At 73.9% G+C, this 26998-nt stretch carries 24 protein-coding genes; 14 read left to right on the top strand and 10 right to left on the bottom strand.

Annotation, left to right across the window (positions count from 1 at the left end):
- Positions 1–7 precede the first annotated feature (7 nt).
- Complete coding sequence (locus Sfr03f_RS16155) at positions 8–709, top strand: DUF1707 SHOCT-like domain-containing protein (RefSeq protein ID WP_108954587.1); 702 nt, start codon at positions 8–10, stop codon at positions 707–709.
- 108 nt (positions 710–817) lie between these two features.
- Positions 818–1207, top strand: coding sequence for a WhiB family transcriptional regulator (locus tag Sfr03f_RS16150; RefSeq protein WP_108954586.1), 390 nt, complete (start codon positions 818–820; stop codon positions 1205–1207).
- A 91-nt stretch (positions 1208–1298) separates the two neighbouring features.
- Here Sfr03f_RS16150 and glpX read toward each other — a convergent pair whose 3' ends face one another.
- Complete coding sequence (gene glpX / locus Sfr03f_RS16145) at positions 1299–2333, bottom strand: class II fructose-bisphosphatase (RefSeq protein WP_108954585.1); 1035 nt, start codon at positions 2331–2333, stop codon at positions 1299–1301.
- A 124-nt stretch (positions 2334–2457) separates the two neighbouring features.
- Between glpX and Sfr03f_RS16140 the strand changes: the two genes are divergently transcribed.
- Positions 2458–2985 (top strand): DUF4245 domain-containing protein, encoded by a 528-nt coding sequence (locus tag Sfr03f_RS16140; protein ID WP_170145094.1) that lies wholly within the window; start codon positions 2458–2460, stop codon positions 2983–2985.
- 85 nt (positions 2986–3070) lie between these two features.
- Here Sfr03f_RS16140 and Sfr03f_RS16135 read toward each other — a convergent pair whose 3' ends face one another.
- The 3 genes from Sfr03f_RS16135 to xseA all read right to left on the bottom strand — a co-directional run bounded on the left by Sfr03f_RS16135 (position 3071) and on the right by xseA (position 5311).
- A complete protein-coding gene (locus Sfr03f_RS16135) occupies positions 3071–3667 on the bottom strand; it encodes a malonic semialdehyde reductase (protein ID WP_108954583.1) in 597 nt (198 codons plus the stop codon).
- Between the two features lie 85 nt (positions 3668–3752).
- Positions 3753–4019 (bottom strand): exodeoxyribonuclease VII small subunit, encoded by a 267-nt coding sequence (locus tag Sfr03f_RS16130; RefSeq protein WP_108954582.1) that lies wholly within the window; start codon positions 4017–4019, stop codon positions 3753–3755.
- Between the two features lie 11 nt (positions 4020–4030).
- The gene (gene xseA / locus Sfr03f_RS16125; RefSeq protein WP_108954581.1) at positions 4031–5311 is read right to left on the bottom strand and encodes an exodeoxyribonuclease VII large subunit; all 1281 of its coding nucleotides are present in this window, start codon (positions 5309–5311) and stop codon (positions 4031–4033) included.
- Positions 5312–5430: 119 nt separating this feature from the next.
- On the opposite strand from xseA, the gene Sfr03f_RS16120 reads away from it, so the two are divergent.
- Positions 5431–6444: a 4-hydroxy-3-methylbut-2-enyl diphosphate reductase gene (locus tag Sfr03f_RS16120; protein WP_108954580.1), complete on the top strand. Its 1014-nt coding sequence runs from the start codon at positions 5431–5433 to the stop codon at positions 6442–6444.
- Positions 6445–6660: 216 nt separating this feature from the next.
- Positions 6661–7410: a polyphosphate--glucose phosphotransferase gene (gene ppgK / locus Sfr03f_RS16115; RefSeq protein ID WP_108954579.1), complete on the top strand. Its 750-nt coding sequence runs from the start codon at positions 6661–6663 to the stop codon at positions 7408–7410.
- Positions 7411–7640: 230 nt separating this feature from the next.
- On the opposite strand, the gene Sfr03f_RS16110 is transcribed toward ppgK, so the two are convergent.
- Positions 7641–8186 (bottom strand): DUF6542 domain-containing protein, encoded by a 546-nt coding sequence (locus tag Sfr03f_RS16110; protein WP_245967579.1) that lies wholly within the window; start codon positions 8184–8186, stop codon positions 7641–7643.
- Positions 8187–8611: 425 nt separating this feature from the next.
- On the opposite strand from Sfr03f_RS16110, the gene ychF reads away from it, so the two are divergent.
- Positions 8612–9700 (top strand): redox-regulated ATPase YchF, encoded by a 1089-nt coding sequence (gene ychF, locus Sfr03f_RS16105; protein WP_108954578.1) that lies wholly within the window; start codon positions 8612–8614, stop codon positions 9698–9700.
- A gap of 320 nt (positions 9701–10020) precedes the next feature.
- On the opposite strand, the gene Sfr03f_RS16100 is transcribed toward ychF, so the two are convergent.
- The gene (locus Sfr03f_RS16100; protein ID WP_245967578.1) at positions 10021–10269 is read right to left on the bottom strand and encodes a hypothetical protein; all 249 of its coding nucleotides are present in this window, start codon (positions 10267–10269) and stop codon (positions 10021–10023) included.
- Between the two features lie 97 nt (positions 10270–10366).
- Positions 10367–10837: a hypothetical protein gene (locus Sfr03f_RS16095; RefSeq protein WP_108954577.1), complete on the bottom strand. Its 471-nt coding sequence runs from the start codon at positions 10835–10837 to the stop codon at positions 10367–10369.
- A 256-nt stretch (positions 10838–11093) separates the two neighbouring features.
- Here Sfr03f_RS16095 and Sfr03f_RS30790 point away from each other — a divergent pair, with 256 nt between their 5' ends.
- Together Sfr03f_RS30790 and Sfr03f_RS16085 are read left to right on the top strand one after the other, a co-directional pair.
- The gene (locus tag Sfr03f_RS30790; protein ID WP_174721594.1) at positions 11094–11330 is read left to right on the top strand and encodes a hypothetical protein; all 237 of its coding nucleotides are present in this window, start codon (positions 11094–11096) and stop codon (positions 11328–11330) included.
- A 300-nt stretch (positions 11331–11630) separates the two neighbouring features.
- Positions 11631–12620 carry an ArsR/SmtB family transcription factor gene (locus tag Sfr03f_RS16085; protein ID WP_108955017.1) on the top strand — a complete coding sequence of 330 codons (990 nt, stop codon included), beginning with the start codon at positions 11631–11633 and terminating at the stop codon, positions 12618–12620.
- 39 nt (positions 12621–12659) lie between these two features.
- Here Sfr03f_RS16085 and Sfr03f_RS16080 read toward each other — a convergent pair whose 3' ends face one another.
- Positions 12660–13112 carry a VOC family protein gene (locus Sfr03f_RS16080; protein ID WP_108954576.1) on the bottom strand — a complete coding sequence of 151 codons (453 nt, stop codon included), beginning with the start codon at positions 13110–13112 and terminating at the stop codon, positions 12660–12662.
- 218 nt (positions 13113–13330) lie between these two features.
- On the opposite strand from Sfr03f_RS16080, the gene Sfr03f_RS16075 reads away from it, so the two are divergent.
- On the top strand, positions 13331–13885 hold the full coding sequence (locus tag Sfr03f_RS16075) for a P-loop NTPase family protein (RefSeq protein ID WP_108954575.1): 555 nt from the start codon (positions 13331–13333) through the stop codon (positions 13883–13885).
- Positions 13886–13950: 65 nt separating this feature from the next.
- Here Sfr03f_RS16075 and Sfr03f_RS16070 read toward each other — a convergent pair whose 3' ends face one another.
- Positions 13951–16704, bottom strand: coding sequence for an MXAN_6230/SCO0854 family RING domain-containing protein (locus Sfr03f_RS16070; RefSeq protein WP_108955016.1), 2754 nt, complete (start codon positions 16702–16704; stop codon positions 13951–13953).
- Positions 16705–17061: 357 nt separating this feature from the next.
- Between Sfr03f_RS16070 and Sfr03f_RS31545 the strand changes: the two genes are divergently transcribed.
- The 3 genes from Sfr03f_RS31545 (at position 17062) to Sfr03f_RS16055 (ending at position 23298) form a co-directional block, all read left to right on the top strand.
- The gene (locus tag Sfr03f_RS31545) at positions 17062–19491 is read left to right on the top strand and encodes an FhaA domain-containing protein (protein WP_281262838.1); all 2430 of its coding nucleotides are present in this window, start codon (positions 17062–17064) and stop codon (positions 19489–19491) included.
- A 230-nt stretch (positions 19492–19721) separates the two neighbouring features.
- Complete coding sequence (locus Sfr03f_RS16060) at positions 19722–20318, top strand: NAD(P)H-dependent oxidoreductase (RefSeq protein WP_108954574.1); 597 nt, start codon at positions 19722–19724, stop codon at positions 20316–20318.
- 295 nt (positions 20319–20613) lie between these two features.
- The gene (locus tag Sfr03f_RS16055; protein WP_108954573.1) at positions 20614–23298 is read left to right on the top strand and encodes a winged helix-turn-helix domain-containing protein; all 2685 of its coding nucleotides are present in this window, start codon (positions 20614–20616) and stop codon (positions 23296–23298) included.
- 78 nt (positions 23299–23376) lie between these two features.
- Here Sfr03f_RS16055 and Sfr03f_RS16050 read toward each other — a convergent pair whose 3' ends face one another.
- Entirely contained in the window at positions 23377–24783 is a 1407-nt protein-coding gene (locus tag Sfr03f_RS16050) for a DUF2252 domain-containing protein (RefSeq protein ID WP_108954572.1), read from the bottom strand.
- A 290-nt stretch (positions 24784–25073) separates the two neighbouring features.
- Here Sfr03f_RS16050 and Sfr03f_RS16045 point away from each other — a divergent pair, with 290 nt between their 5' ends.
- A complete protein-coding gene (locus Sfr03f_RS16045; RefSeq protein WP_108954571.1) occupies positions 25074–25502 on the top strand; it encodes a DUF7144 family membrane protein in 429 nt (142 codons plus the stop codon).
- 132 nt (positions 25503–25634) lie between these two features.
- Positions 25635–26996, top strand: coding sequence for a diacylglycerol/lipid kinase family protein (locus Sfr03f_RS16040; RefSeq protein WP_245967577.1), 1362 nt, complete (start codon positions 25635–25637; stop codon positions 26994–26996).
- Positions 26997–26998: the final 2 nt, after the last annotated feature.

Here is a 26998-nt window from a genome sequence, read left to right as displayed (position 1 = left end):
TCCGGATGTGGACCTTCACAAGAACCTTGAGCTGCGGGCGTCGGACGCCGAGCGGGACCGTGTCGTGGATCAGCTGCGCGAGGCCGTCGCCGAAGGCCGCCTCACGCCCGAGGAGTACGCCGAGCGGGTCGAGGGGGCGCTCGCCGCCCGGACCCTCGGCGAGCTGGAGGAGTACGTGCGTGACCTGCCCGTGGGGCGGTCCGCGCCCGCCGCGGCGCCGGCCTTCGCCCTCGAGTCCCTCCCCGTGGCGGAGGAGAACGTGACGGCGGTGTTCAGCGCCGCCTCCCGTACCGGCCGCTGGCGGGCCGGGCGCCGCATCAACGCCTACGCGATATTCGGCAGCGTCGAGATCGACCTCAGCGAGGCCGTGTTCGAGCACCAGCAGGTCACCGTCAAGGCCGTGTCCGTCTTCGGCAGCGTCGAGGTCTACGTGCCGGAGAACGTCACCCTGCGCGGCACCGGCGGCGGCGTGCTCGGCAGCTTCGAGGTGGACACGGCCGACGCCGCGGACTCCAACGCGCCGGTGATCTACGTGGACGGCTGGGCGGTGCTGGGGAGCGTCGAGGCGCGGGCGCGCCGCGGGCGTCTGGTGGCCGACATCCGCGACCGTGTGCAGCGGCACCTCGACCGCTCACGGCACAAGCACACCGGCGGCGGGCACGGCGCCGGAGCGCGTCGGCATCTCGGCGGCGGCGCACGGGAGTTGTGACCGCGCCGCTGCGTCGCGATGCGTGTACAGGGTGCATACGGCACGTGTGCGAGGGGTAGTGCTTGACGCATCGCCGCTCGCTCGCGAAGCCTTCGTCAGGAGTAGACCGTGCCGCAGCACACGCGTTCGTCCCTGCAGGTCACCAAGGTCGCACAGGTCCCGGCCCGGCGGAGCGCCCGCAGGGAGCGCGACCAGGAGGCGCCCTGGCACAACGAGGCCGTCTGCCGCAGGGACGAGGCGGGACTCTTCTTCGCCCCGTCCAAGGAGCCCACGGCCGCCCGGCTGTCCCGCGAGGAGGCGGCCAAGCGGGTCTGCGCGCAGTGTCCGGTGATGGTGGAGTGCCGGGAGCACGCCCTGCTGCAGCCGGAGCCCTACGGCGTGTGGGGCGGGCTGACGGCCGCCGAGCGCCGCCTGGTGCTGGCGCGCCGCCGGCGGCGGGACATCGAGCTCAAGAAGGCCCGCTCCTCGGCCGGCGGCCGGATAGCGGCCGCGGGCTGACCGGCACCACAGAGGAAGCGGCGCCGGCCCGGAACCCCGAAGGGCGCCCCCGCCGCACCGGGAGCGCCCCTCTGCCCGCCGAGCCCTCCGGCTACTTGGCCCGGTCGAAGTCGATCTTGCTGTACGCCCGGAGCTTGCTCAGCCGGTGCTCGGAGTGGATCTCCCGCACCGTGCCCGACTTCGAGCGCATCACGATCGAGGACGTCGTCGCCGTCTCGGAGCGGTAGCGCACCCCGCGCAGCAGTTCGCCGTCGGTGATGCCGGTGGCCACGAAGAACACGTTCTCGCCGGAGACCAGGTCGTCGGTGGTCAGCACCCGGTCCAGGTCGTGGCCGGCCGCGAGCGCACGCTCACGCTCCTCGTCGTCCTTCGGCCAGAGCTTGCCCTGGATGGTGCCGCCCAGGCACTTCACGGCGCAGGCCGAGATGATGCCCTCCGGCGTGCCGCCGACGCCCAGCAGCAGGTCGATGCCGGTCCCCTCGCGCAGGGCGAGGATGGAGCCCGCCACGTCGCCGTCGGAGATCAGCTTTATCCGCGCGCCGGTCTCCCGGACGTCCTGGATCAGCTGCTGGTGGCGGGGGCGGTCCAGGATGACCACGGTGACGCTCTCGGGCGTGGAGCGCTTCGCCTTGGCGATCCGGCGGATGTTCACCGACACCGGGGCGTCGATGTCGACGAAGTCGGCGGCCTCCGGGCCGGTGACCAGCTTGTCCATGTAGAAGACCGCCGACGGGTCGAACATCGAGCCCCGGTCGGCGGCGGCCAGCACGGAGATCGCGTTGGTCATGCCCTTGGCGGTGAGGGTGGTGCCGTCGATCGGGTCGACGGCGATGTCGCACTCGGGGCCGGTGCCGTCACCCACCCGTTCCCCGTTGAACAGCATGGGGGCCTCGTCCTTCTCGCCCTCGCCGATGACGACGACGCCGTTCATCGAGACGGTCGAGACGAGGGTGCGCATGGCGCGCACGGCGGCGCCGTCGGCGCCGTTCTTGTCACCGCGGCCCACCCAGCGGCCCGCCGCCAGGGCGGCCGCCTCGGTGACCCGGACCAGTTCCAGGGCCAGGTTGCGGTCGGGGGCCTCGGAGGGGACCTCGAGTTCGGACGGCAGCAGATTGTGCTCGGTCATCGGCACCTTCCCTGTATGACGACGGCCGGATGAGGGTCGTTCGTCCTCGACTCTAGCCTCCGAGTGAAATTATGAGCAGAGGACCCCACGGATGAGCGCGTGGCGCACCTGCGACGATAGGGGCGTGGCAGGTATGAAAGGCAAGCAGTCGGTCCGGGACATGGTTCTCTCCCTGGGCCTCATTCTTCTCGCGGCGTTCGTGATCTATCTCTTCGTCCCGCACGACGACACCGCGCCGGAGCCGAAGCGGGTGGACTACCGGGTGGAGCTCCTGACGGCCCGCCGTGCCGCGCCGTACCCGGTGGCCGCGCCCGAGGGCCTGCCGGGCGGCTGGACGGCGACGTCGGTGCGCTACAAGGCCGAGCACGCGCGCTGGCACCTCGGCTTCGCCGACCCGGACGGCGGTTACGCGGCGCTGGAGCAGTCCACGCAGAAGCCGTCGGAGTTCGTGGAGTCCGCCACCCAGGGCGCCTCGAAGGCCGGCACGGCAAGGGTCGCGGGCCGCGACTGGGACCGTTACGAGGGCGACCGGTACGACGCCCTGGTCCTCCGGGAGCAGGGCGTGACCACGGTGGTGACCGGCAGTGCGGACCTCGAGGAGCTCACCGTCCTGGCCGGGGCGCTGCGCACCGAGGAGAAGCCCGCGGAGTAGGCGGCCCCTTCGCGGCGCCGCCGCGCCCCCCGTACACGGAGAAAGCCCCTCGCGGAGTGCGGGGGGCCTTTCCGGTGCCGGGCGGTCAGACGGTGGTGAAGACCTGCTCGTAGGACAGGCGCGGGGCGCGCGGGTAGTGGGCGCCCTCCTCCGTGGAGGGGTGGCCGATGTTGACGACCATCAGCGGCAGGTGGTCGTCGCCGAGGAACTCCTTGCGGATGCCCTCCATGTCGGCACCGGTCATCGGGCCCGCGGCCAGACCGGCGGCGCGGACGCCGATGATGAAGTAGGCGGCCTGCAGCTGCGCGTTGGCGAGCGCGGAACGCTCACGGACCGGGCGCTCGCTGAAGAACATGTCCTTGGCGTTCGGGATCGCCGGGAGCAGCGTGTCGAGCTCCTCGTGGAACTCGGCGTCGGCGGACAGGACCGCCACCACGGGGGCGGAGGCGGTCTTGGCCTTGTTGCCGTCCGACAGCAGCTCGACCAGGCGGGCGCGGGCCTCGGGGGACTGGACCAGCGTCACCCGCAGCGGCGACTGGTTGAAAGCCGTCGGGCCGAACTTGACCAGGTCGTGGACCGCCTTGAGCTGCTCCTCGGACACCGGCTCGGAGGAGAACTTCTGGGCGGTGTGCGCCTCGCGGAACAGCAGGTCCTGGGCGGCGGGGTCAAGAACGAGAGACATGCGTCAGCCTTTTCGGGGGTCCGGTGGAACGGTGCCACTGTAGGACCGAAGAGGTTGAAAATTCAAATAAGACGGGCGTGCGGGGTCATTCCGCGGTGGCCTCGCCGGGCTCCTCGTCCTCCTCGGCCAGCGCGGCGTCCAGGCGCTTGCGGGCGCCCTCCAGCCAGCGGCGGCACACCTTCGCGAGCTCCTCGCCGCGCTCCCACAGCGCCAGCGACTCCTCCAGCGAGGTGCCGCCGGCCTCCAGTCGCCGGACCACCTCGATCAGCTCGTCCCGCGCCTGCTCGTAGCCGAGCATCGCCCGGCCGGCCTCGGTCGCCCCGGCGGACTGCTCGTCGGCCCTGCTGCTCATCGCGTCCGTCCTCATGCTTCGGTGTCGGTGTCGGTGTCGGTGTCGGTGTCGGTCGGGTGGGTGGAGGCGGTGGGGGCCTTCGCCGGGGCGGCCGGCACGACCGTGAAGGTGCCGCCGGCGACCCGGGCGCGCAGCGGCTCGCCCGGCGTCGCCTCGGCGGGGTCGCGGACGACCTGGCCGCCGGGGCGCTGGAGCACCGCGTAGCCCCGGCGCAGCGTCTGCGCGGGGGAGAGGGCCACCACCCGGGCGTGGGTGTGGGTGAGCTCGGACTCCGCCCGGTCCAGCAGGTGCCCCAGGGTGCGCCGGGCCCGGTCGGCGAGCGCCGCGACCTGCTCGGCCCGGTCGTCGATCATCCGGTGCGGGTCCTGTACGACCGGCCTGGCCAGCGCGTTCTGCAGGCCGCGTTCCTCCCGCGAGACCATCGCGTCCACGCACCGTCGCGCCCGGTCCCGCAGCTGCCGCACCCGCTCCGCCTCCTCGCCCACGTCCGGCACCACCTTCTTGGCGGCGTCGGTCGGCGTCGAGGCGCGCAGGTCGGCGACGTAGTCCAGCAGCGGGGTGTCCGGCTCGTGGCCGATCGCGGAGACCACCGGCGTGCGGCAGCCGGCGACCGTGCGGACCAGCTCCTCGTCGGAGAACGGCAGCAGGTCCTCCACGCTGCCGCCGCCGCGCGCCACCACGATGACGTCGACCTCGTCCATGGCGTCCAGCTCCCGCACCGCCCGCACCACCTGCGGCACGGCGTGCACGCCCTGCACGGCGACGTTGCGGACCTCGAAGCGGACGGCGGGCCAGCGGCGGCGTGCGTTCTCCAGGACGTCACGCTCGGCCGCCGAGGCCCGGCCGCACACCAGGCCGACCAGCTGCGGCAGGAACGGCAGCGGCCGCTTCCGGTCCGCCGCGAACAGCCCTTCCGCGGCCAGGCTCTTCTTCAGCTGCTCCAGCCGCGCCAGCAGCTCGCCCATGCCCACCGGACGGATCTCCGCCGCCCGCAGGGACAGCTCGCCGCGCGGGGCGTACCACTCCGGTTTGGCGTGCACCAGGACCCGGGCGCCCTCGCCGACGATGTCGGCGACCGCGTCGAAGACCTGCCGGAAGCAGGTGACCTTCACCGAGATGTCGTGCGAGGGGTCGCGCAGCGTCATGAACACCACGCCCGCGCCGGGGCGGCGGGAGAGCTGGGTGATCTGCCCCTCCACCCAGACCGCGCCGAGCCGGTCGATCCAGCCCCCGATCAACCGGGAGACCTGGCCGACGGGCAACGGGGCCTCGGGGGTCGTGTTCACAGCCATGCGCCCGAGCGTAACCGTCGGCTCCGACAGCCACCGGCGACGCCGGCGGGCCGCCGCACCGCCGCCCCGGCCACCGGGCGGGGGACGGCACCGGGCCGGTGCCCGGGACGGCCCGTACGATGGGGCCCATGACCGACTCTCCTGGCCGCCGCCGTGTCCTGCTCGCCTCTCCCCGCGGCTACTGCGCCGGCGTCGACCGCGCAGTGATCGCCGTGGAGAAGGCCCTGGAACAGTACGGGGCCCCGATCTACGTCCGTCACGAGATCGTCCACAACAAGTACGTGGTGCAGACCCTCGAGAAGAAGGGCGCGATCTTCGTCGAGCAGACGGACGAGGTGCCGCCCGGCAACATCGTGATGTTCTCCGCCCACGGCGTCGCCCCGACCGTGCACGACGAGGCCAAGGCCGGCCGGCTCGCCACCATCGACGCGACCTGCCCCCTGGTGACGAAGGTGCACAAGGAGGCCGTCCGGTTCGCCGACGAGGACTACGACATCCTGCTGATCGGCCACGAGGGTCACGAGGAGGTCATCGGCACCTCCGGCGAGGCCCCCGACCACATCCAGCTCGTCGACGGCCCCGAGGACGTCGCCAAGGTCGAGGTCCGCGACCCGTCGAAGGTCGTCTGGCTCTCCCAGACCACGCTCTCGGTCGACGAGACGATGGAGACGGTCGGCGCGCTCAAGGAGAAGTTCCCGCAGCTGATCTCGCCGCCCAGCGACGACATCTGCTACGCGACGCAGAACCGCCAGCTGGCCGTGAAGGAGATGGGCGCCGAGTCCGACCTGGTGATCGTGGTCGGCTCGCGCAACTCCTCCAACTCCAAGCGCCTGGTCGAGGTCGCCAAGCTGGCCGGCGCCTCCGCGGCCTACCTGGTCGACTTCGCCGACGAGATCGAGGAGAGCTGGCTGGAGGGCGTCACCACGGTCGGCGTCACCTCGGGCGCCTCGGTGCCGGACGTGCTGGTCGAGCAGGTGCTCGAGTACCTGTCGCAGCGGGGCTTCGAGGACGTGGAGATCGTGAAGGCGGCCGAGGAGTCGATCACCTTCTCGCTCCCCAAGGAACTGCGGCGCGACCTCCGCGAGGAGGCGGCGGCGCTGGTCGCCGAGCGCACGGGCGGCACGCGGGGCTGACCCTGCCGCCCGTCCGGAAGGCCCGCGCCTGCGAAGGCGCGGGCCTTCCGCGTCCGCGGGGCCGGGAGTGTGTCCGCGAAGGTCCTCCGCGGTGTCCGCGTCCCGGGGCGCACCACCGGCCATCGCCGGCTGGCACCGGTCACCCGCGCGTCGCCGGCTCCCTTTCGGTACACCCTTCCGGCGGTGGCGCCCTGCCGCGCGTCGTAGCGTGGTGCCATGCAGATCTTCGGTGTGGACATCGGCGGCTCCGGAATCAAGGGCGCGCCCGTGGACCTTGCGAGGGGCGACCTGGCGGCGGAGCGGCACAAGGTGCTGACCCCGCAGCCCTCGACCCCTGACGACGTGGCGGAGTGCGTCCGGGAGGTCGTCGAGCACTTCAACTGGCACGGGCCGGTGGGCGTGACCTTCCCCGGTGTGGTCACCGGCGGTTCCACCGTCCGCACCGCGGCCAACGTCGACGCGGCCTGGGTGGACACGGACGCCGCCGCACTGCTCGGCGGGCGGCTGGGCGGCGTCCCGGTCACCGTGGTCAACGACGCGGACGCGGCGGGCGTGGCCGAGATGAACTTCGGCGCCGGTCAGGGCCGCAAGGGCACGGTGATCGTGCTGACCTTCGGCACCGGCATCGGCAGCGCCGTCTTCACCGACGGCGTGCTGGTCCCCAACACGGAGCTGGGGCACCTGGAGCTGAACGGCCACGACGCGGAGAAGCGGGCGTCCCACAAGGCCCGCGAGGACGGCGACCTCTCCTGGGAGCACTGGGCGCGGCGGGTCGAGAAGTACCTGCGGCACGTCGAGATGCTGTTCTCGCCCGAGCTGTTCGTCGTGGGCGGCGGGGTGAGCCGCAAGGCGGAGAAGTTCCTGCCCCTGATCACCAAGGTGCGCGCGGAGATCGTGCCGGCGCGGCTCCAGAACAACGCGGGGATCGTGGGCGCGGCCATGCACGCCGCCCAGCACCGGAGCTGACGCCGGGCCGCGCCGCCCCGCGGCGCGCCCCCGTGCACTGAACCCGGCGACCCTGCCGCCCGCCCGCCTTCGCCCTGCGGGCGGCAGGGTCGCCCCAAGAAGGCGGGGCGCCGGCATCCGCGGACGCGAGCGCAGGTGCACGCGTTGCCGTGCGGCACGGAAGAGAGCACGGAAGGGCACAGCACGGAACGGAAGCGAACGCCGCGCCGCTCCCGCCCCGGAAGCGGCGGCTAGCCCTCGCGGTACGCGGCCCCGGCGCCGGACCCGGACGTGAACCGGATCCACCGTCCCGTCGCCACCAGCCCGGTGACCAGCACGCCTCCGTACAGCCACCCGGCCCCCGTGGCCAGCGCCGTGAAGAAGCCCATCGCGTGCCCGCCGACCCCGCTCCCGTCGGCGATGAACAGCAGCCCCAGCGCGTACGCGATCGGCCCGACGATCGGCGCCGTCAGCAGGTCACCCGGGCGCACCCACGTCGCCGTGAGCAGGCTGACCGGCAGGAACAGCAGCCCGTAGACCGTGACCGACGCGCCCAGCAGCATGCTCAGCAGCCCCAGTGTCAGCATCGCGGCCGTGCAGAGCAGCCCGCACCCGAGGCCGGTGAGCCGAGGGTTGGGGAAGCGCCGCAGCCCGTCCGCGGCCGCCGTGCCCCGGTTCGCCGTCGCGGCGATCCACGGGACCCGCGAGCCGCGCGCCGACTCCGCCACCCGCCCGCCCCACCGGGCCAGCCCGTCCATCGCCTGCCCGGCCCGGCCGACCGCGCCACCGCGTCCCACCGTGCCGCGGTTTCCGGTGCCACGCCCCGACCGGGCGGCCGCCGCACCCGGGGGCACCGCGCCGGCGACGCCCGCTCCCGCGGCAGCCGGCTGCGCACCCTGCGGCCGCCGGGGCCGCGGGGCCCGGCGATCGCCGCCGCCTCCGGAACCGCCGCGAGCCTGTCCGGGCAGCCCCGCGCGGGCGTCGCGTCGTGACGCCGGCGCGGGCCGGGCGGCCGACCGTGATGTTCCCGTCGTCCTGTGATGCTCCACTCGCACAACCTAGGTCTGCTTATGTGCTGAATAGCCCTAATGACACGCCCAGGGTCCGCACTGGTCTGATGTTCGACAGTTACGGGTGCCCCGTCCGGCACGCCGTAGACTGGGGGATCGGTCCGCCTCAGGCCCGCCCGCCCTCTTCACCTCATGCAACGGGAAGTCGCAACGTGTCGCTCACGATCGGAATCGTCGGTCTGCCGAATGTCGGCAAGTCGACCCTGTTCAACGCCCTGACCAAGAACGACGTGCTGGCGGCCAACTACCCGTTCGCCACGATCGAGCCCAACGTGGGTGTCGTCGGCGTCCCCGACCCGCGCCTGGCGAAGCTCGCCGAGATCTTCGGTTCCGCGCGGATCCTCCCGGCCACGGTCGACTTCGTCGACATCGCCGGCATCGTCCGCGGGGCCAGCGAGGGCGAGGGTCTGGGCAACAAGTTCCTCGCGAACATCCGCGAGTCCGACGCGATCTGCCAGGTCATCCGCGCCTTCAAGGACGAGAACGTCGTCCACGTCGACGGCAAGGTCTCGCCGAAGGACGACATCGAGACCATCAACACCGAGCTGATCCTGGCCGACCTCCAGACCATCGAGAAGGTCCTCCCGCGCCTCCAGAAGGAGTCCCGGATCAAGAAGGACATCGCGCCGAAGGTCAAGGCCGTCGAGGAGGCCAAGGAGATCCTCGAGCGCGGCGACACCCTCTTCTCCCAGGGCATCGTCCAGGGCACCGAGCGCAACGAGCTGCTGCACGACCTGCACCTGCTCACCACCAAGCCCTTCCTCTACGTCTTCAACGTCGACGAGGACGAGCTGACCGACGACACCTTCAAGGACGAGCAGCGCGCGCTGGTCGCCCCGGCCGAGGCGATCTTCCTCAACGCCAAGCTCGAGGCGGACCTCGCCGAGCTCGACGAGGAGGACGCCATGGAGCTCCTCCAGTCCGTCGGCGCCGAGGAGCCGGGTCTCGCCACCCTCGCCCGCGTCGGCTTCGACACCCTGGGCCTGCAGACCTACCTGACCGCAGGTCCCAAGGAGACCCGCGCCTGGACCATCAAGAAGGGCGCCACCGCGCCCGAGGCGGCCGGCGTGATCCACACGGACTTCCAGAAGGGCTTCATCAAGGCCGAGGTCATCTCCTTCGACGACCTTGTCGAGGCCGGCTCCGTCGCCGAGGCCCGCTCCAAGGGCCGCGCCCGCATGGAGGGCAAGGAGTACGTCATGCAGGACGGCGACGTGGTGGAGTTCCGCTTCAACGTGTAGTGGGTGCCATAGCTCGGTCTCGGCCGAGCTGGCAAACCTGCTGCTCAGCGGGGTCGGTCCGGTTTCGGTCCGGCCCCGCTGGCGTTCCCGGTGCTGGTTTTCTGCTGGTTGGCCCGCGGCGGTTTCGTCCGCTGTGGTCACCCCTGTGATGCCGGACGCGCGCTGGTTGGTCGCTGGTTCGCCGGCTCAGACGCTCGCCTGCATGAGTGCCCGGGCGCGATCACCGAGGGCACGCGCGGCGGTGTCCTTCAGATGCAGTGCTGGCTGACTGCTGGTTCAAGCCCACTCCTGGGAGTTGCCTTTTGAGGGCGGGGCCCCGGTCAGCGGTCGGTGTCCTTCGGGTGCCGGGGTGAGGCGTAGATCAGCCAGATGGTGTGACTGTCGTCGTCGATTGCGTAGCGGACGCGGCCGCCGCTGGTTACCTCGTATTCCCATTGCTCCATGTCGGTGCCGTTGTGCCGGTGGGTGGCGAGGTCGCTGCGGAGACGGTGCTGGCGCTCGGGGTTGGCGCGGGAGCGGGGATCTGTGCGGAGGGTTTCAAAGCAGCGGCGGGTGTTGGCCAGTGCCAAGCGGCTTCCCAGCCGCGTACGGCGTCGGTCGTGCCGAAGCGGATCTCCCAGTGGTTTTCCGATGCGGGGACGGTGACGCGGTCGCCGCGTTTGGGGCTCATGGGGTGACGTCCACGCTTCCGTGGTCGCCAGTGGTCGGGGAGCCGGCCTCCCGGTAGGTCTGGGGGTCGCTCTTGATGCGTGCGGTGGCGCGCCAGCCGGCGATGACTTCCTGAACGGGGATGTCGATGTCCAGTTCGGCAGCGTCGGAGAGGGCAGCGACGAGCTCCACCGTGAACTCCCTGATCTCCTCCTCGTGGAGGTGCCGGACCCAGGGAAAGACATCGGGGATGGCGAGCAGCAGGGTGCGGGCCGTCGCGTCGTGTTTCATCAGGGCGAGGAATATCCGCGAAGCGGTGGTGAGCGACTGGTCGCGGAGGTCTTCCTTGTCGGCCGCGGTGAGGTAGAAGTCCTTCGCATCGCGATGTGTGACCCGGACCCGCCCCAGCTGGGCAGCGCGCTCGGCCACCTCCTTGGGACGACGCGAGAGGTCGGAGAAGGTCACGGTGTCCACGGTCATGGCGCTCATAACGGACAGCTTAATTCAGAATGTGTTCTGAAGTCCACTGGTGGAGTGATTCCGGGGCGGTCACCTCTGCTGGTTGTTTGCTGGTGCATGACCCGCCGGACGCCTTCTGCCTGGCCGTGAGGACCACGTCCGCTACCAGGCCGAAGCCGCCGTACGTTTCGCCCGGCGGCTGCGCGCGACGCCGCGCGATCTGACGAGAGCGTCCCTGAGGGACGGCAGGAAACACGCCGTCGAGTTCGACACCTTCACGATCGGGTTGCAGGTCCGTGCGGACGACGGCCACGAGACGTACCTCGCCGTACGGATCACCGGGTCGGTCCCACCGAATGTCACCCCGCTGATCCTGCGGCACGTGCCCGGGTGCGACACGGAGGGCTGGTATCCGGAGTACGCGCTGCCCGAGCGGGAGCTCCTGCCGGCGGAGCAGGCGTGGTCCGACATCATGGATCCGCGGGCGGCGGCCGAGGTTCCGGGTGATCCGGACGAGTGCTGAAAGCCCACAACGACCGACCTTTGCTGGTTCCACGCTGGTTCACGGCCACCGAACGGGCGTTTCCGCAGGTGACTGCTGTACACCTCACGTTCCGCTTCAACTTCTGACGTTCCGTCGAAGGCGCTGCCCGACCCGCTTGTCGGCGGGTCGGGCCCAGGTGTCTGCCCGCGGGGAGTCCTCGGACCGCGTTCGGCCTCGGCTGCGGCGATCAGCTCCCGCAGACGTTCCCGTTCCAGCTCGCGCTGGACGAGCCGGACCGCGCTCGGCCGGGTGGGGCGGGCCGGCGGTAGCCTGCTCGACGTGCCGCAGAAGTACGTCGAGTTCCGCCTGGCTTCGGAGGACATCTCCACCGTCCGCTTCGGCGTGTCGCCGGGGCACGAGATCGTCCACGCGGTGCGGACCCTCGTGCGGCCGCAGGAGCAGCCGCTGCAGTGGGGATGGCTGCGCGCCGTCCGCGCCGACGTCCCGCGGGACTCCCTGGAGTTGCTGCGCCTGGTCGTGGGTGAGACCGGCTACGCGCCCGATCTGTTCACGTCGGCCCCGTCGTGGGACCTCACGCCCGCGGACGAGATCGAGCGGCTGCGGCAGGCGCCGCTCGAGCCGATCTCGGTGGACCTGCGCAAGCGTGCGATCCGCAGCGCCGGCGTCGCGCGGGCCGCGCTCGAGAGGATGGCGGCCGATCCCGCGCGGATCCGCGCCATGATCGTGCGGCACGTCGAGGCGTTCTGGGAGGTCGCACTCGCGCCGTACTGGCCGCAGGTCGAACGCATGCTGCACGCGGACATCGGCTCCCGGGTGCGACGGATGACCGCGGACGGTCTGGCCGGGATGGCGGCCGATCTCGGCGAGGCCGTCGAGTGGAGCGCCGACACCGGCTTCGACACCGTGCGCGTGCGGATGGAACGGCACGAGGAGACCGTCGACTGCCAGGGGCGGGGCCTCGTGCTCGTGCCGTCGTTCTTCGGGCGGCACTGCGCGGTGCTCACCGAGCCGCCCGCGCAGCCGACGCTCTTCTACCCCGCGCTCGGTGTGTCCGAGGTGTGGCACCGTGCCGATGCGGCGGACGCGCTGGCGGGCCTGCTCGGGGAGAGCCGCGCCGCCGTGCTCGTCGCGCTCGGCACGCCGCTGTCGACGACGGAGAGCGCGGAAGAGGCCGGGATCGCGGCCTCCACCGCGTCCCATCACCTCGACGCCCTGCGCGCCGCGGGGCTCATCGCCTCCCGGCGCGCCGGGCGGCGCGTGCTGCACGCGCGCACGCCGCTCGGCGACGCGCTCGTCCACCGCGCCTGACGCGGGGGACGAGCGCGTCCGGGGTCCTCGCCGCCAAGGTCACCGCCCGGGAACGGGGTCCGGCCCCGCGCCGTGCTCGGCGACGTACGCCTCCGGACCCTGCGCGGCGGCCTGGGGCTCCATGTAGAGGAACTCCAGGATGTTGCCGTCCGGGTCCTCCAGGGAACGGCCGTACATGAACCCGTGGTCCTGCGCGGCGCGCGGCTCGCGGCCGCCCGCGGCCACGCCGGCGTCGACGGTCTTGTCGACGTGCTCCCGCGAGTCACGCGAGAACGACACCAGCACCTGGGCGACCGCGTGCGGGTCGGCGATCCGCTTGTCGGTGAACTGCGAGAAGTGCCCGTGGGTGAGGACCATGAAGTTGGTGTTCTCGTCCCAGACGACGCACGCGGCGTTCTCGTCGGTGAACATCGGGTTGATGTCGCAGCCGAGCGCCGTGTAGAAGGCCTTGCTGCGCTCGAGGTCGGTCGTGGTGAGGTTGACGAAGATCACGGGGTTTCTCCTGCGGTCGGATGGGTGCGTCCTGCGCTTGCGTGATCAGACTGGCACCGGGCTCGCGGGCGTCCAATGGATTCGAGTGGCGTCGAAAGGTCGCCCGCCGGCGGTGAGTTGGGGATGGGTGTCCGGCTCGCGGGGGCGGGTGTCCGGCGGTGCGGGTTCCGGTTGAATGGCGCGTCGGAGTGGCGGTCGGACCGGAGGGGCGTGGCGCGGTGGAGCGGGTTTCGGTGGTGGGGTGTTCGGGGTCGGGGAAGTCCACGGTGGCGCGGCGGCTCTCCGACGTCCTCGGTGTCCCGTACATCGAACTGGACGCGCTGCACTGGGGGCCCGGCTGGTCCGAGGCCTCGGCCGAGGAGCTGAGCGAGCGGGTCCGGCGGGCCACGGCCGCCGACGCCTGGATCGTGGACGGCAACTACCAGAGCAAGATCGGCACCCTCGCGTGGGACCGGGCCAACACCGTCGTGTGGGTCAACCCCTCCCGGTGGCGGGTGATGTGGCGCTGCCTGCGCCGGACCGTGCGGAGAGCGGCGACCCGGCAGGAGTTGTGGAACGGCAACCGCGAGAGTTGGAGTGGTCTGCACTTCTGGCGCGGCGAGGACTCGATCCTGTGGTGGGCGTGGACCTCGTACCCCCGCGTCCAGGAGCGCTACGAGTCGGCCATGCGCGACCCGCGGAACCGGCACCTGGCCTTCCACCGGCTGAGGACGTCGAAGGAGGTCGAGGACTTCCTGGCGACCCTCGTGCGAGACCGGCGGCCGGAGCGGTAGCACGCGCCGCGCCGGCCCAGCGCCGGGGAGGCCTCACGCGACCCCGGGGGAGCGTGGCGCCGCCGTCACTCGGCGCGCCGGGGCGGGAGCGGGGCGGTATCACCGGCGGGGCGGGGCGACGGGAGGGCGGGGGCCGCGGTGGGGGCGGGGGTGAGTTCGGCGACCAGGTCGCCGGCGGCCACCCGGGTCAGGGACTCCGAGGCGTCGCCGGCTCCGGGGAACAGGCGGTAGCAGGTGCCGGTGGCTCCCGCGGGGCCGATGTCCCCGTGCACCGTGGCGAGGAACACCCGTGCGCCGGCGGCGAGTTCGGCCGCCGCCGCGGAGGGGTCCGGGTGCGGCAGCCGCTCCTCGGGGGCGTGCAGGGAGTGCACCCGCACGGCGAAGGCGGCGGTGTCCTCGTCCGGGCGCCGCCGGAAGCGGAGCAGCGCTGGCTCCGGCTCCCGGCACACGACGGCGACCTCGGGCGAGCGTGCCGCGGCCCGCCATACCGTCAGGTCCCACAGGGTCGTCCGGCTGCCGGAGCCGAACTGCTCCCACAGGTCCCGCGCCACGGCGGTCAGGGCGCCGCCGTGCGAGCCGACGCTCTGGAAGCCGCCGGTGGCCGGCAGGTGGGTGTCCGTCCACAGGGCCCGGCGGCGGCCCAGCTCCACGATCATCGGCAGGCACACCTTGGAGTCGCCCGCCAGGTCGAAGCGCTGACGGACCGCGCGCGGATCGTAGGAGGCGTCGCGCGGGCCCTGCGCCGGCAGCGCCATGAAGCCCGCGAAGGCGTCCCCCAGCTCCTCGAACGGCACGTTGTTGTAGCTGAGGACCAGGGGGACGGCGTACACGTCGCCCTGGCCGGCCAGCCGCTTGAGGTCCAGGTCGACGTACTCGGTGGCGCCGCGCGGCGCGGGGGCGGAGGTCAGGTCGCCGGAGTGGACCGCGGCCTTCGCGCCGTGCACCAGGCTGGTGTAGTCGCACAGGCCGGTGAACGTCCAGTCGGCGTCGAAGAAGGCGACCGACAGGTCGAGGTCGGTGCGCATGCCCTCGGGTTCGGTCCAGTGCAGGAACAGCCGCAGCACCGCGCCCGGGGGCAGGGTCTGGGTGCTGCCGCGGGGGACCGCCACCAGGGACTTCGCGGTGGAGCGCTCGGTGAACGGCACGGTCAGGTCGGCCAGGCCCGCGTCCAGCACCGACAGCGCGTACGGCTCCCCGGCGGTGAAGCGGCGCAGCACCTCGGCGCGCAGCAGGGTGACCGCGGCCGTGACCAGCGCGGCGGGCAGGGGCGCACGCCGCTCGGGGACGGTCAGGGCACGGGTGACGTCGCCGCGCGGGAAGAAGACCCGGCGGCGGCCGGTGCGGTCCTCGGACCTGACCCGCAGCGCGCCGAACGCCGACAGCAGCGGGCCGGGGCCCACCTTCGGCAGCCCGCGCAGCAAGGCCCGCTCCAGCTCGGGCGCCAGCTCCTCGGAGGTGTGCAGGCGCAGCAACTGGTCGAGCCGGCGCAGCAGTTCGCCGGGACGCTCCCCGGCGATCAGCGCGGCGCGGCCCGCGTCGCCCTCGGCGATCGCCTGCTCCAGCCGCCCGGCCCAGGTGGCCGGACGGATCCGGCGGCCGCCGGCGGGGGCGTCGTCGGCGGCGGTGCCACCGATGGGGCCGCCACCGGTGGGGTCGTCGGCGGCGGGACCCTCGTCGGCGCGGACGGCGTCAGGATGCGCGGCGGCCGTCTTCAGCAGGGCGGAGCCGAGGGAGGTGCCGGGATCGACCGGCGTCCGCCGGAGGACGGCGAAGGCGAGCGCGGCACGCGGATGGCGGGCGTGCCGCTCGAAGGGGTGCAGGACCTCCGCGGCGCGCTTCCACGCCGTGGGGTGACGCAGCACGTCCTCCACCAGGTACGGCGTGGGCAGGCCGTCGAGGACCGCGAGGAGGTCACGCCGCAGTGGGCGGGGCAGGGTGGTGAAGCGCGACGGGGAGACCAGGCCGGCGTCGCCGCCGGAGAGCACGGCGAGCAGTCGCAGCACGTCGGTGGCGGTGGTGAGCCGCTCGGCCAGCAGGGTCCGGACCCGCGGACCGTCCCACGCCTCGCGCACCAGCGCGCCCAGCACCGTCGCCTTGGTCTCGCGGACCGGGATCTCCGCCGGCAGCACGCCCCGGCCGGCCGGGGTGAGCGGGAGCAGGGTGAGCAGGTCGTCCCGGTCCTGCGGGGACAGCGGGGTGCGGCGGGCCAGCAGGGCGTCCACCACACCCGTGGCGTCCCGGGCCCGGTCGGTGCCCAGGCACAGCAGTCGCAGCGGACCGGGCACCGGGGCCTTGGCGGCTCCGACGGCCCGCACCGGTCGCAGGAAGGGTTCGTCGGCGTCGACGCGGCGGTGGCAGACCGGGCAGCCCGCGTAGTCGGAGCCGTCCCAGCACAGGCGGCACACCAGATGCGCGCAGGGCGAGACGGGGAACACCGTGCGCCCCTCGCCGCACAGCACGCAGGGCTGGTCCGGCTGCTGCAGCAGGAACGCGAAGACCCGGTCCACGTACAGCGCCTCGGTGTCCCGGGGCACGGTGCGCGGGAAGCCCCGGAAGAGCGGCGTGTGGGTGCGGTCGGAGCCGAGCAGGGCGTCGACCAGCCCGACCAGCCGGGTGTGCGCGGCCGCCAGGTCCTCGGGCGTCAGGGAGGCGAGCGCCTCGTGCAGGGCCAGGGTGAGCACGTGACCGCGGCCGAGCAGCTCGGCCTCCAGCCGGCGCAGTGCCGGTCCGCCCGGCCCCGTTCCGCCGCCGGACGCGGACGCCGGGTCCACGTACACGGTCCGGATGCGGCGCAGCAGTACGGACTCGGCGGCGAGCAGCAACAGGAGATCCCCCACGACGGCCTGGGACGGCGGAAACGAAGAACAACGAAGAACAACGAAGAACGGGGACGGAGAGTGGGCGCGCCGGGTCTTTTCAAGAAGGTGAGAAGGATGCACGCCGGGGAGCCGCCCCCGTTGCCCCCGATCCGACCACATCCCCCGATGGTCGCCAAACGAATTTTCCCCGGGGGCCGGCGCCTGGGCGTCGCCCGGGAGAGGCCGGTCCGGCGACCGATCCGGTGAATTCCGGCGACACGCCGCGCCTGATCACGCCGGGTGGCTATATCACCACTATCCGCAATCTCTTCGGATCGTCTGATCAAGTCACGGCGGATCGTCACCCCGGAGGCCGTAGTGGGGGCGTTGAACAAAATAGAACGAAGTTTCGAGACCATGGTGAACGGCGCGTTCGCCAAGGTGTTCAAGTCCGCGGTCCAGCCCGTGGAGTACATCGGCGCACTCAAACGCGAGTGCGACATCAATGCCAGGATCTGGGACCGCGACTGCGTCATCGTGCCCAACTGCTTCGTCATCGAGCTGAACCCGGGCGATCACGAGGTGCAGAGCTCGTGCCTGGTCATGCTCGGCGAGGAACTGGTGCACAAGCTCCGCGAGTACGCCGAGCAGCAGCACTACTCGTTCGTGGGTCCGCTGAAGGTGCAGCTGCAGCGCACCCCGCAGCTCAAGGCCGGACGGTTCCGGGTGCGCAGCCGCGTCGAGGTCCCGCCCGACGTGCAGCGCGCCCTGCAGGCCAACGAGTGGCTCCACACCACGTACGCGATGTCGGCCGGGCTGGGCAAGGCCGGGCTGGGCAAGGAGCGTGGCCCGGCCTGGCAGCCGCCCCCGCACGTCGTGCGGGGGGAGAAGCGGGTGCTGACCGTCGAACAGTTCATATCCCTCGGTCTGACCTTCACCCAGGACGGCACACTCGCCCGTGTCTACCCCCCGAGCGCGCCCACCGGTTCGGTGAAACCGCCACGCCCGCTGGAGCCCGGCGCGGACCACACGGGGGTGGCCGTGATGGCGCGAGCAGGCCGGCAGCCACGCGCCCTCCCCCCGGTGTCCGGGGCGCGTCCCGCGCTCACCCCCGCGCTCACCCCAGCGCTCACCCCCGCGGACGTCGGGCGGACGCCCCGCCGGAAGCGTGACGCCGGCCCCCGGCGCCGCACCCGCTCGTCCGAGCCGCGGGGCAGGAGCCTCGCCACGGCGGGACCGCCGGTCCCTCCCGCCGCCGCTTCCGACGGTCCGCCCCGCGCGGACGCCGCACGCCTCCGCTCCGGCCGCCGGTCCCTGCCGTCGGCCGCGGAGCAGGGCTGTCGTCATGCCGCCGACCCGGTGCCCGACGGATCTCCCACCCATGCGAAAGGACCCACCGTGACCAACGACCGCGACGCCTCCGGCGGCAGCCCCACGACCGACCGGAGGCCGGAGGGATCCGACGGGGCCGACCTCGTGCCGACGCCCGCGCAGGCCCCGGCCGACGGGCACCCGAACGCCGTGGGGCAGGCCCCGGTACCTCCCGGCCCGGCGCAGCAGCAGCACTTTGCGCCCGCCGCGCACCACGCGCCCGCCGCGCACCACGCGCCCGCCGCGCACCACGCGCCCGCCGTGCACGGCGCGGGCCCCGGCAACGGCCCCGGCGTGGAGCACCCGCCGCCGCCTCCGCACGGCCCCCAGGCGGGCTGGGGCGGGTACGCGCCGCCGCCCGGCGCTCCGGGAATGCCGCAGCCCTACGGACCGCCGGGCCACTACGGCCAGGCGCACTGGCCGGCGCCGGACCCGGCCGCTCGCGCCGGGGGCCTGGGGCTCAGCGCCGCGGTCGAGCTCTCCTCCGCCCGCCTGCTGCGCAAGCAGCCCCGCGAACGCCGCGGCCTGAACCGCCTGCGCATCGGCGGCAGGAAGGCGGAGCGGGAGCGGGAGCAGAAGCTGGCCGTCCTGCGCACCCCGGTGACCCAGTGCCACAAGATTGCCGTCATCAGCCTCAAGGGCGGAGTGGGCAAGACGACCACCACGACCGCCCTGGGCGCCACCCTCGCCACCGAGCGGCAGGACCGCGTCGTCGCGATCGACGCGAATCCGGACGCCGGAACCCTCAGCCGGCGGGTGCGCTGCGGGACCAGTGCCACCATCCGCGACCTGGTGGCCGAGATCCCGAACATCGACAACTACATGGCCGTCCGGCGCTTCACGTCCCAGTCCCCGAGCGGGCTGGAGATCCTCGCCAACGAGGCGGACCCCGCGCTGTCCACGGCGTTCAGCGAGGAGGACTACCGGCAGGTGATCGGCTGCCTCGGCCAGCACTACCCGATCGTGCTCACCGACTCCGGCACCGGCCTGCTGCACAGCGCCATGCGGGGCATCCTCGACCACGCGGACCAGCTGATCCTGGTCGCCACGCCCAGCGTGGACGGTGCGACCAGCGCCAGCACCACCCTGGACTGGCTCAACGCGCACGGTTACGAGGACCTCGTCCAGCGGAGCATCACGGTGATCTCCGAGGCCCGCCGGAAGAGCAAGAACGTGCGGGTGGACGACGTGGTGCACCACTTCCACGCCCGCTGCCGGGGCGTCGTGATCGTCCCCTTCGACGAGCACCTCGCCACGGGCGCCGAGGTCGACCTGGACCAGCTCAAGCCGCGGACCCGCGAGGCCTACTTCGATCTGGCGACGCTGGTGGCCGCGGACTTCCACCGCACCCAGCCCGAGGCCGCCGGCTGGGGCGCCTCCTACCCGCACGCCGGGTACAACGCGGCCAGCATGTTCACCGCCCCCGCCTGGAGCTGACTCCCCCCCAACAGGCACCCGGGCGAGAAGACCCGTCACCACCCGGACGGCCCCCCGACCCCTGCCACGACGACGGGGGCTCTCCGGGGGGCCGTCGTCCATGCCGTCGTCGATGCCCGTGACGGTCGCGGCGGTCGTGACGGTCGTGACGGTCGTGGCGGTTGTGGCGGGCGCTGCCGCAGTGGAACAGTCGGGGCCTGACGACGAGGGGACGGGGACGGGGAGTGACGATGCGGGCAGGGGTGTATCTGGCTCATCCGCGGGCCGGGAGCTTCAACCACGCGGTGTTCGACGCGGTGGTGGGGGAGCTGCGCGACCGCGGCTGCGAGGTCGTCGCGCACGACCTGTGCGCCGAGGGCTTCCCGGCGGTGCTGTCGGCGCAGGAGACGGAGACCGTGCGGATCGGCGCGGCGGACGACGGCGACGAGCAGGTCGCGCTGCACCGCGCGGAGGTGGCCACGCTGGACGTCCTGGTCCTCGTCCACCCGAACTGGTGGGGCATGCCGCCCGCCGTGCTGACCGGGTGGGTGCAGCGGGTGTTCGTGCCGGGCGTCGCCTACAAGCTGGGCACCGCGGAGGGCGAGCCGGACGGCATGCTGCGGGCCCGCCGGGCGCTGGTGCTGAACACCTCCGACACGCCCGCCGAGAGGGAGGCCGCCGTGTTCGGTGACCCCCTCCAGCGGATCTGGGCGGCGTGCGTCCTGCCGTACGTGGGGGTCGAGGACGTCCGCCGGGTCGTGTTCCGGACGGTCACCGGCTCCGACGAGGCGACCCGCAGGACCTGGCTCGAAGAGGCACGCCGGCACGCGGCCGCCCTGCTGGGGTGACCCGGCCCCGCGGCCGGGACGCCGCGGCGCCCATGGTCCCCGTCCAGCGGCCCCGTCCCGCGGTCCCTTCCCACGGTGACGGGCCTCGGCCGCGCGTCCTGCACGGCGCGCGACGCGCGCCTCGGAGGCCTGCCGCACGTCACGCCCGCCGCGCGCGCCGGCCGGCGGGCTGGGATGCTGGAGAGGTGGCCGGGCGGCCCATGCCCTGCGGACAGTGGTGGTGAGCGCTGTGGCAGTGAAGCGGAGCGGGACCGGGGGCGGAAGCGGGTACGGGGCCGGGAGCGACGCGGGTCCCGTGACGGAGCCGGCCGGGCCCGTCGGGGAGCCGCCGCCGGACCCGTTCCTGCGGACCCGGATCGTGCCGCCCGCGCGGCCCGCCGCGTACCTGCCGCGCCCCCGGCTGGTGCGGCACCTGGACCGGGCGCTGCGGACCCCGCTCACGCTGGTCGACGGGCCGGCCGGCGCGGGCAAGACCCTGCTGACGGCCGACTGGGTGGCCGGCCTCCGGGAGCCGGTCGCCTGGCTCACCGTCGAGGAGGGCGACGAGCGGCCGGGCGTGTTCTGGGCGTACCTGCTCGGAGCACTCCGCGGCTGCGGCGCCCTGGGCCCCGGGCCGCTCCCGGCGGACGCCTCCCAGGTGGACGGCAGACTGCTGGCGGCGCTGGCCGCCGAGCTGGACGCGAGCGGCAGGCACGTGGTCGTCGTGCTCGACGAGTTCGACCGGGTGGACGCGCCGGAGGTCGCCGAGCAGCTCGAATTCGTCCTGCACCACGCCGGGCCCTGCCTGCACCTGGTCCTGGTCACCCGCACCGAGCCGCTGCTCCCGCTGCACCGCTACCGGGCGGCGGGCGGGCTGACCGAGATCCGCGCCGCCGACCTGGCGTTCACGCCCGAGGAGACCGTCTCCCTGCTGGAGCTGCACGGGCTGAACCTCTCGGTGCCGACCGCCCGCGCCCTGGTGGACCGCACCCGCGGCTGGGCGGCCGGGCTCGGCCTGTCCGCGCTGGCCGCGCGGGAGAGCCCGGACCCGGAGGGCTACCTGAAGGAGTTCGAGGCGGGGCACAGCGCGATCGCGGACTTCCTGCTCGCCGAGGTGCTGGAGGGACGGACCGCGCGGACGCAGGACCTGCTGCTGCGCGTGAGCGTCCTGGAACGGTTCTGCCCCGACCTGGCGAACGAGCTGACCGGCCGGGTCGACGCCGAGCCGCTGCTCGTCGACCTGCACCGGGCGAACGCCTTCGTCGAGGACCTCGGACAGTCCTGGTACCGGCTCCACCCGCTGTTCGGGGAGATCCTGCGGGCCCACCTGCGGGTGCGGCTGCCCGGTCTCGAGCCGGAGCTGCACCGGCGGGCCGCACGGTGGCTGCACCGGTCCGGCTTCCTGCCGGAGGCCCTGGCCCACGGTGCCGCGGCGGGGGAGTGGGACTTCGCGGCCGGAGCCCTCGTCGGCGACCTCGCCATCGGCGGGCTCTTCACGGGGCTGCGCGCCGGCGACCTGACGGAACTGTTCTCCGGCATGGGGCCCGAGGCCCGGACCCCCGCGACGGAGCTGGTGCGGGCGGCCCGCGACCTGGCACGGTGCGACCCGGAGCGCGCGGTGGCCCGGCTGCGCCGCGCCGAGGCGGGCCTGCCCACCGGGCGCTTCCCCGAGGAGTGCCTGGCCGACGGCTTGCCCGACCCGGCCGCCGTCCGGCTGAGCCGCACGCTGCTGGAGGCACTGGCCGCCCGGCTGTCCGGCAGCCCGACGCGGGCCGACGAGGCCGCCCGGGCGGCGGACGAGCTGCGACGGGAGGTCCCGGAACGCCTCCTGGAGGAGCACCCCGAACTGACGGCCCTCCTGCTGACCCACGTCGGGTCGGCACGCCTGTGGGCCGGACGGTTCGAGGACGCGCGCGCCGCGCTGACCGCCGTGGTGCGCGTCCCCGCCGGACCCTCCACCGTGCTGCCCCGACAGGACGCCCTGGGGCACCTCGCGCTGCTCGACCACCTCACCGGCTGGACCGGCAGGGCGGAGCGCAGGGCGCTGGCGGCGCTGGCCGAGGAGGAGCGGGCGGGGCTGGCCGAGCCCTCCGGCTCCGGCCTGGCCCGGCTGGTGCTGGCCGCCGTGGCCGTGGACCGCCACGAACCGGACCGGGCCGGGGAACTGCTCGGCACGGGGGACCCGGCGTCCGGCCACCTCGCCCCGGGCGGGCGCGACCCGGTGCCGGCGGCGGGCAGGGCCCTCGTCACCGCCCGTCTGCTGCTCGCCGAGGGCAGGGCCCAGGCCGCCGCCGAGGCCGTGGCGCTCCCGGTCGCGGCCGTCGAGGACTCGCCGTGGGCCTCCGGGCACGCGGCGGTCGTCACCGCGGCCGCCCACCTGGCCGAGGGACGCCCGGACGCGGCCGCCGCACTGCTCGACGGCGTGTCCGGCGACCAGCCGGCCTGCGCCGTGGAGGCGGCCGCGCTCCAGCTCGCCGCCGGGCGCGCCGGGGCGGCCGCCGGCCTGCTCGACGGCCTGCGCGCCCACGGCGGAACGGGCCCGGCGGTGGCCGTGCGGGCCGCGCTGGTGCGCGCCCGGGCGGCGGACGCCGCGGGGGACGCGGCCACCGCGCGCAAGCTGGTCGAGCGGGCGCTCCTCGACGCCCGCCGGGAGCGGCTGCGGCGCCCCTTCCTCGACGCGGGCGCCTGGATCCGGCCGGTCCTGGCCTCCGGCGGCACCCGCGAGCTGGCGGCCGGCTGGCTCACGCCCGGGTCGTCGGCGCGAGGCGGGGAACGGCCGTCGTCCCCGCCGCCCCCGGACCTCGTGGCGGCGGAGCTGAGCGGGCGGGAGCGGGACGTGCTGGTGCGGCTGGCCGGGATGATGTCGGCCGAGGAGATCGCCGCGGACCTCCACGTGTCGGTGAACACGGTGAAGTCCCACCTCAAGAGCGTGTACCGGAAGCTGGCGGTGAACCGGCGCGGCGACGCGGTGCGCCGCGCCCGCGAGCTCGAACTGCTCTGATCCCGGGGGCCCCGCCTCCCCCCGGCAGGAGTACGCGGCAGCCCAGCCGCTCCCGCCCCTCGGCGCCGTCCGCCCCCCTCACAGCTTCCGCGAGGGGAGGCGGCCCGAGGCGCAGGCGGCCCGCAGCGCCGCGAAGTCCCGCTCGTTCTGGTCCGCGTAGGCCTGGGCGAACTCGGCGACGGCCCGGTCGAAACGGTCGCCGCCGCCCAGGTAGGCGGCGACGGCGACGGGATCGCCGGAGCGGGCGTGGGCCCGCGCCAGGCAGGCGCCGCACTGCCGGGCGAACAGCACGAGCAGCTCGTGATCCATGGTCTCCGGCCGCGGGATGCCCTTCCAGTTCCACAGCTGGCGGACGTAGAAGTCCCGCTCCTGCCCGTCGAGGCCCACGACGCGCGTCCACCCGAGGAAGATGTCGCTGGTCGTCTGCATCAGGTGCTGGCCGGTCACCACCCGGCGGCCCTGGTTCTCGTGACGCTCGCCGTCCACGTGGTCGGCCAGGACGGACTCCTGCGCCTCCTTGGCCTGCAGCAGCAGGGGATCGTCGTCGTCCCTGCCGAGGAGCAGCACCACCCAGCAGCGGGTGCCGACGCTGCCGACGCCGACCACCTTCCTGGCGATGTCGACGAGGCGGTAGTGCCGCAGCAGGTGCCGGCGCTCGGGTGGCAGGGACTCCGCGTACCCGTCCAGGACGGTCCGCATCTCCTGGGCCCGCGCGGCCTCCGAGGGCCGGTCGCGCAGCTCGCGCAGCGGGGTGAGCAGCGGGGGGTCCGAGGCGATGCGGCGGCCCTCGTCCGTCACCCGGGTCAGCTTGGCGAAGGCCTTCAGGTGGGTCCGGGTGCGGGCCCGCTGGGCGGCCTCGGCGGTGCGGCGCCCGGCCTTGGCGTCCGCCGTCGCGGCCAGCTCCCGTATCCGGTCGGCGTCGTCCTGCGCGTACCAGACGTCGAGGGTGCGCATGCCGGCGAACTGCCGCATCCGCTCCCGGTAGGCGCGCACGCAGGCCCGCACGACCTCGTCCTGCCGCCGCACGGACAGGCCGTTCGCCCGGGCCGCCGTCACGAACCCGGCCGCCAGCCGCTCGACGTCCCACTCGAAGGGCCCCTGGTGGGTCTCGTCGAAGTCGTTGATGTCGAAGACCATCCGCCGCTCCGGGGACGCCAGCAGCCGGAAGTTCAGCGGGTGGGCGTCACCGCAGAGCTGGACCCGCAGCCCGGTGTCGGGGCGCGGCCCGAGGTCCGCCGCCATGATCGCCGCGGCCCCGCGGTAGAAGCGGAACGGCGACTCGAGCATGCGGCCGTAGCGGATCGGCACGAGCTCGGCGACCCGGGACCGGGACTGCTCCTCCAGCAGGCGGATCGGGTCGAAGCGCCCCTTCGCCGGCTCGTACCGGCCGTGGCCCGACCGCGGCACCCGGGCGCGAGCGTCCTGTCCGTACGCGGCGCGCTCGGCGGGGGACAGGGAGGGGGTGAAAGCGCTGGACACGGTCATCGTCCGGCCTCCTGGTGGTGGTGCGGACACGTGCGGAAACGTGCGGCCCCGCGCGGACACGGCGGAACGTGCGGCCCCGCGCGGACACGGCGGAACGTGCGGGCACGTGCGGCCCCGTGCGGACCCGGTGGGACCCGTGCGGACACGGCGACCGTGCCCTCCATGGCACCACCCGCGGGTCCCCCGCGGCTCACCCCTGCCGGGTGAGGCCCCAGGGGGGCCCGCCGGTCCACGCTGACCTGGTACCCACCGGTCGCCGAGCGTCCGGACCACACGAAACGAGGTGCACGATGAGCGCGTCCCACACCACTCAGACCCGGTCGGCGAACACGGCCAAGCAGGGTTGGGCGAGCGGCCTGACCGCCTTCGCCGCCGTGATGCTGTTCCTCCTCGGCCTGCTCAACCTCTTCCGGGGGATCATGGCCATCGCGGAGGACGACGTCTTCGTCGCCACTCCGAACTACGTGTTCGAGTTCGACCTGACGAGCTGGGGCTGGATCCACCTGATCCTCGGCATCATCGGGATCCTGCTCGCCCTCGGGCTGTTCAAGGACGCCCTCTGGGCGCGGGTCGCGGGCGTGGCCATCGCCTCGCTGCTGATCATCGCCAACTTCCTGTCGCTGCCGTACTACCCGATCTGGTCGCTGGTGATGATCGCCATCGCGGGCTTCGTCATCTGGGCCCTGTGCGTCCATCGCGACTCCGGGTTCGACCGCTGAGGGCCGGTGTCCTCCGCGGAGAAGGCAGGACGACCGGTGGCACGTGACGGCGGGAACAGGGACCGGACCGGGACCAGGACCGGACGGGGACCCGCGGCGACGGGGGCGGCGACAGCCGCCCCCGTCGGCGCCGTGGGACGGGCGCGGCTCGCCCTGCTCGCCCTGGTGGCGAGCGTGGCGGTGCTGCTGGTCGCCGCCGGCCTGCGCAGCGTGCTGTGGGTGCTGCTCGGCCTGGCCGGGCCGGCGCTCGCCGCGGTCGGCCTCTGGTGGGTGCTGGCGCACACCGGCGTCCTGCGGGTGCTCGGAGCCCTCGTCGCGGTGGCCGCGCCCACCGCCGTCCTCGTCCTGTTCGCCGTCTCCGGCATGCTCCTGCCCGCGCTGCTGTCCCTCGCCCTGTGGGCGCTGGCCTCCACGACGGCGCGCACCGCCCTGGGGCCCGCGAGGCCCCCCGCCGCGCGGCAGCGGGGGCGGGCCGCCGCCGAGGTGCCCCGCGCGCCCTGGGTGCTGATGAACCCGCGCTCCGGCGGGGGCAAGGTGGGCCGCTTCCACCTGGTGGAGAAGGCCGAGGCGGCGGGCTGCCGGGTGGTCCTGCTCGACGGGGGCCAGGACGTCGCCCGACTGGCCCGGCAGGCGGTCGCCGAGGGAGCCGACCTCCTCGCGGTGGCGGGCGGGGACGGCACCCAGGCCCTGGTGGCCGAGGTGGCCGCCCGCCACGACGTGCCGTTCATGGTGATCCCGGCCGGCACCCGCAACCACTTCGCCCTCGACCTCGGCCTGGACCGCGAGGACCCGGCGGGCGCGCTCGACGCGCTGGCGCACGGGACCGAGGTCCGGGTGGACCTGGGGTTCGCGGCGGACCGGGTCTTCGTCAACAACGCGTCGTTCGGCGTGTACGGGTTCGTCGTCACCGACCCCGCGTACCGCGACGCCAAGGCGGGCACCGCCCTGCGCGCGATGCCGGCGCTCCTCACCGGCGAGGACGCGCCCCGGCTGCGGATGCGGGCCGGCGACGTCGGCGTGGACGGACTCCAGGCCCTGCTGGTCAGCAACAACCCCTACGGACGGGCCGTCGACGCGGCCCGGCCCGGGCGCCGGGAACGGCTCGACACGGGGCTGCTCGGCGTGGTGTGCGTACGCGTCGCCAACGCCGCCCAGGCCGCGGGCCTCGCCCGGGGCCCGCACGCGGAGGGCCTGATCCGGCTCACCGCCGAACAGGTCGTCGTCACGGCCGGCACGGACACGGACGCGGACATGGACATGGACATGGACACGGGTACGGGTACGGACACGGACGCGGGTACGGACCCCACCCTGCCGGCCGGCATCGACGGCGAGCACGTCGTCCTGCCGTCGCCCGTGGTGTGCCGCATCGAGCCCGGCGCGCTCCGGGTCCGCGTGCCGCGCCGGCGCCGGCTGCGCCCGTCCCGCGCCGCGGCCACCGACTGGCGGAAGGTGACCCGGCTGGCCCTGGGCCGCACGCCGGGACGGCCGTGACG

The sequence above is a fragment of the Streptomyces fragilis genome, from assembly GCF_003112515.1.
GTDB classification, from domain to species: Bacteria; Actinomycetota; Actinomycetes; order Streptomycetales; family Streptomycetaceae; genus Streptomyces; species Streptomyces fragilis.
Note: the sequence above shows the minus strand (reverse complement) of the source record. Positions and strands in the feature narration are given on the sequence as shown.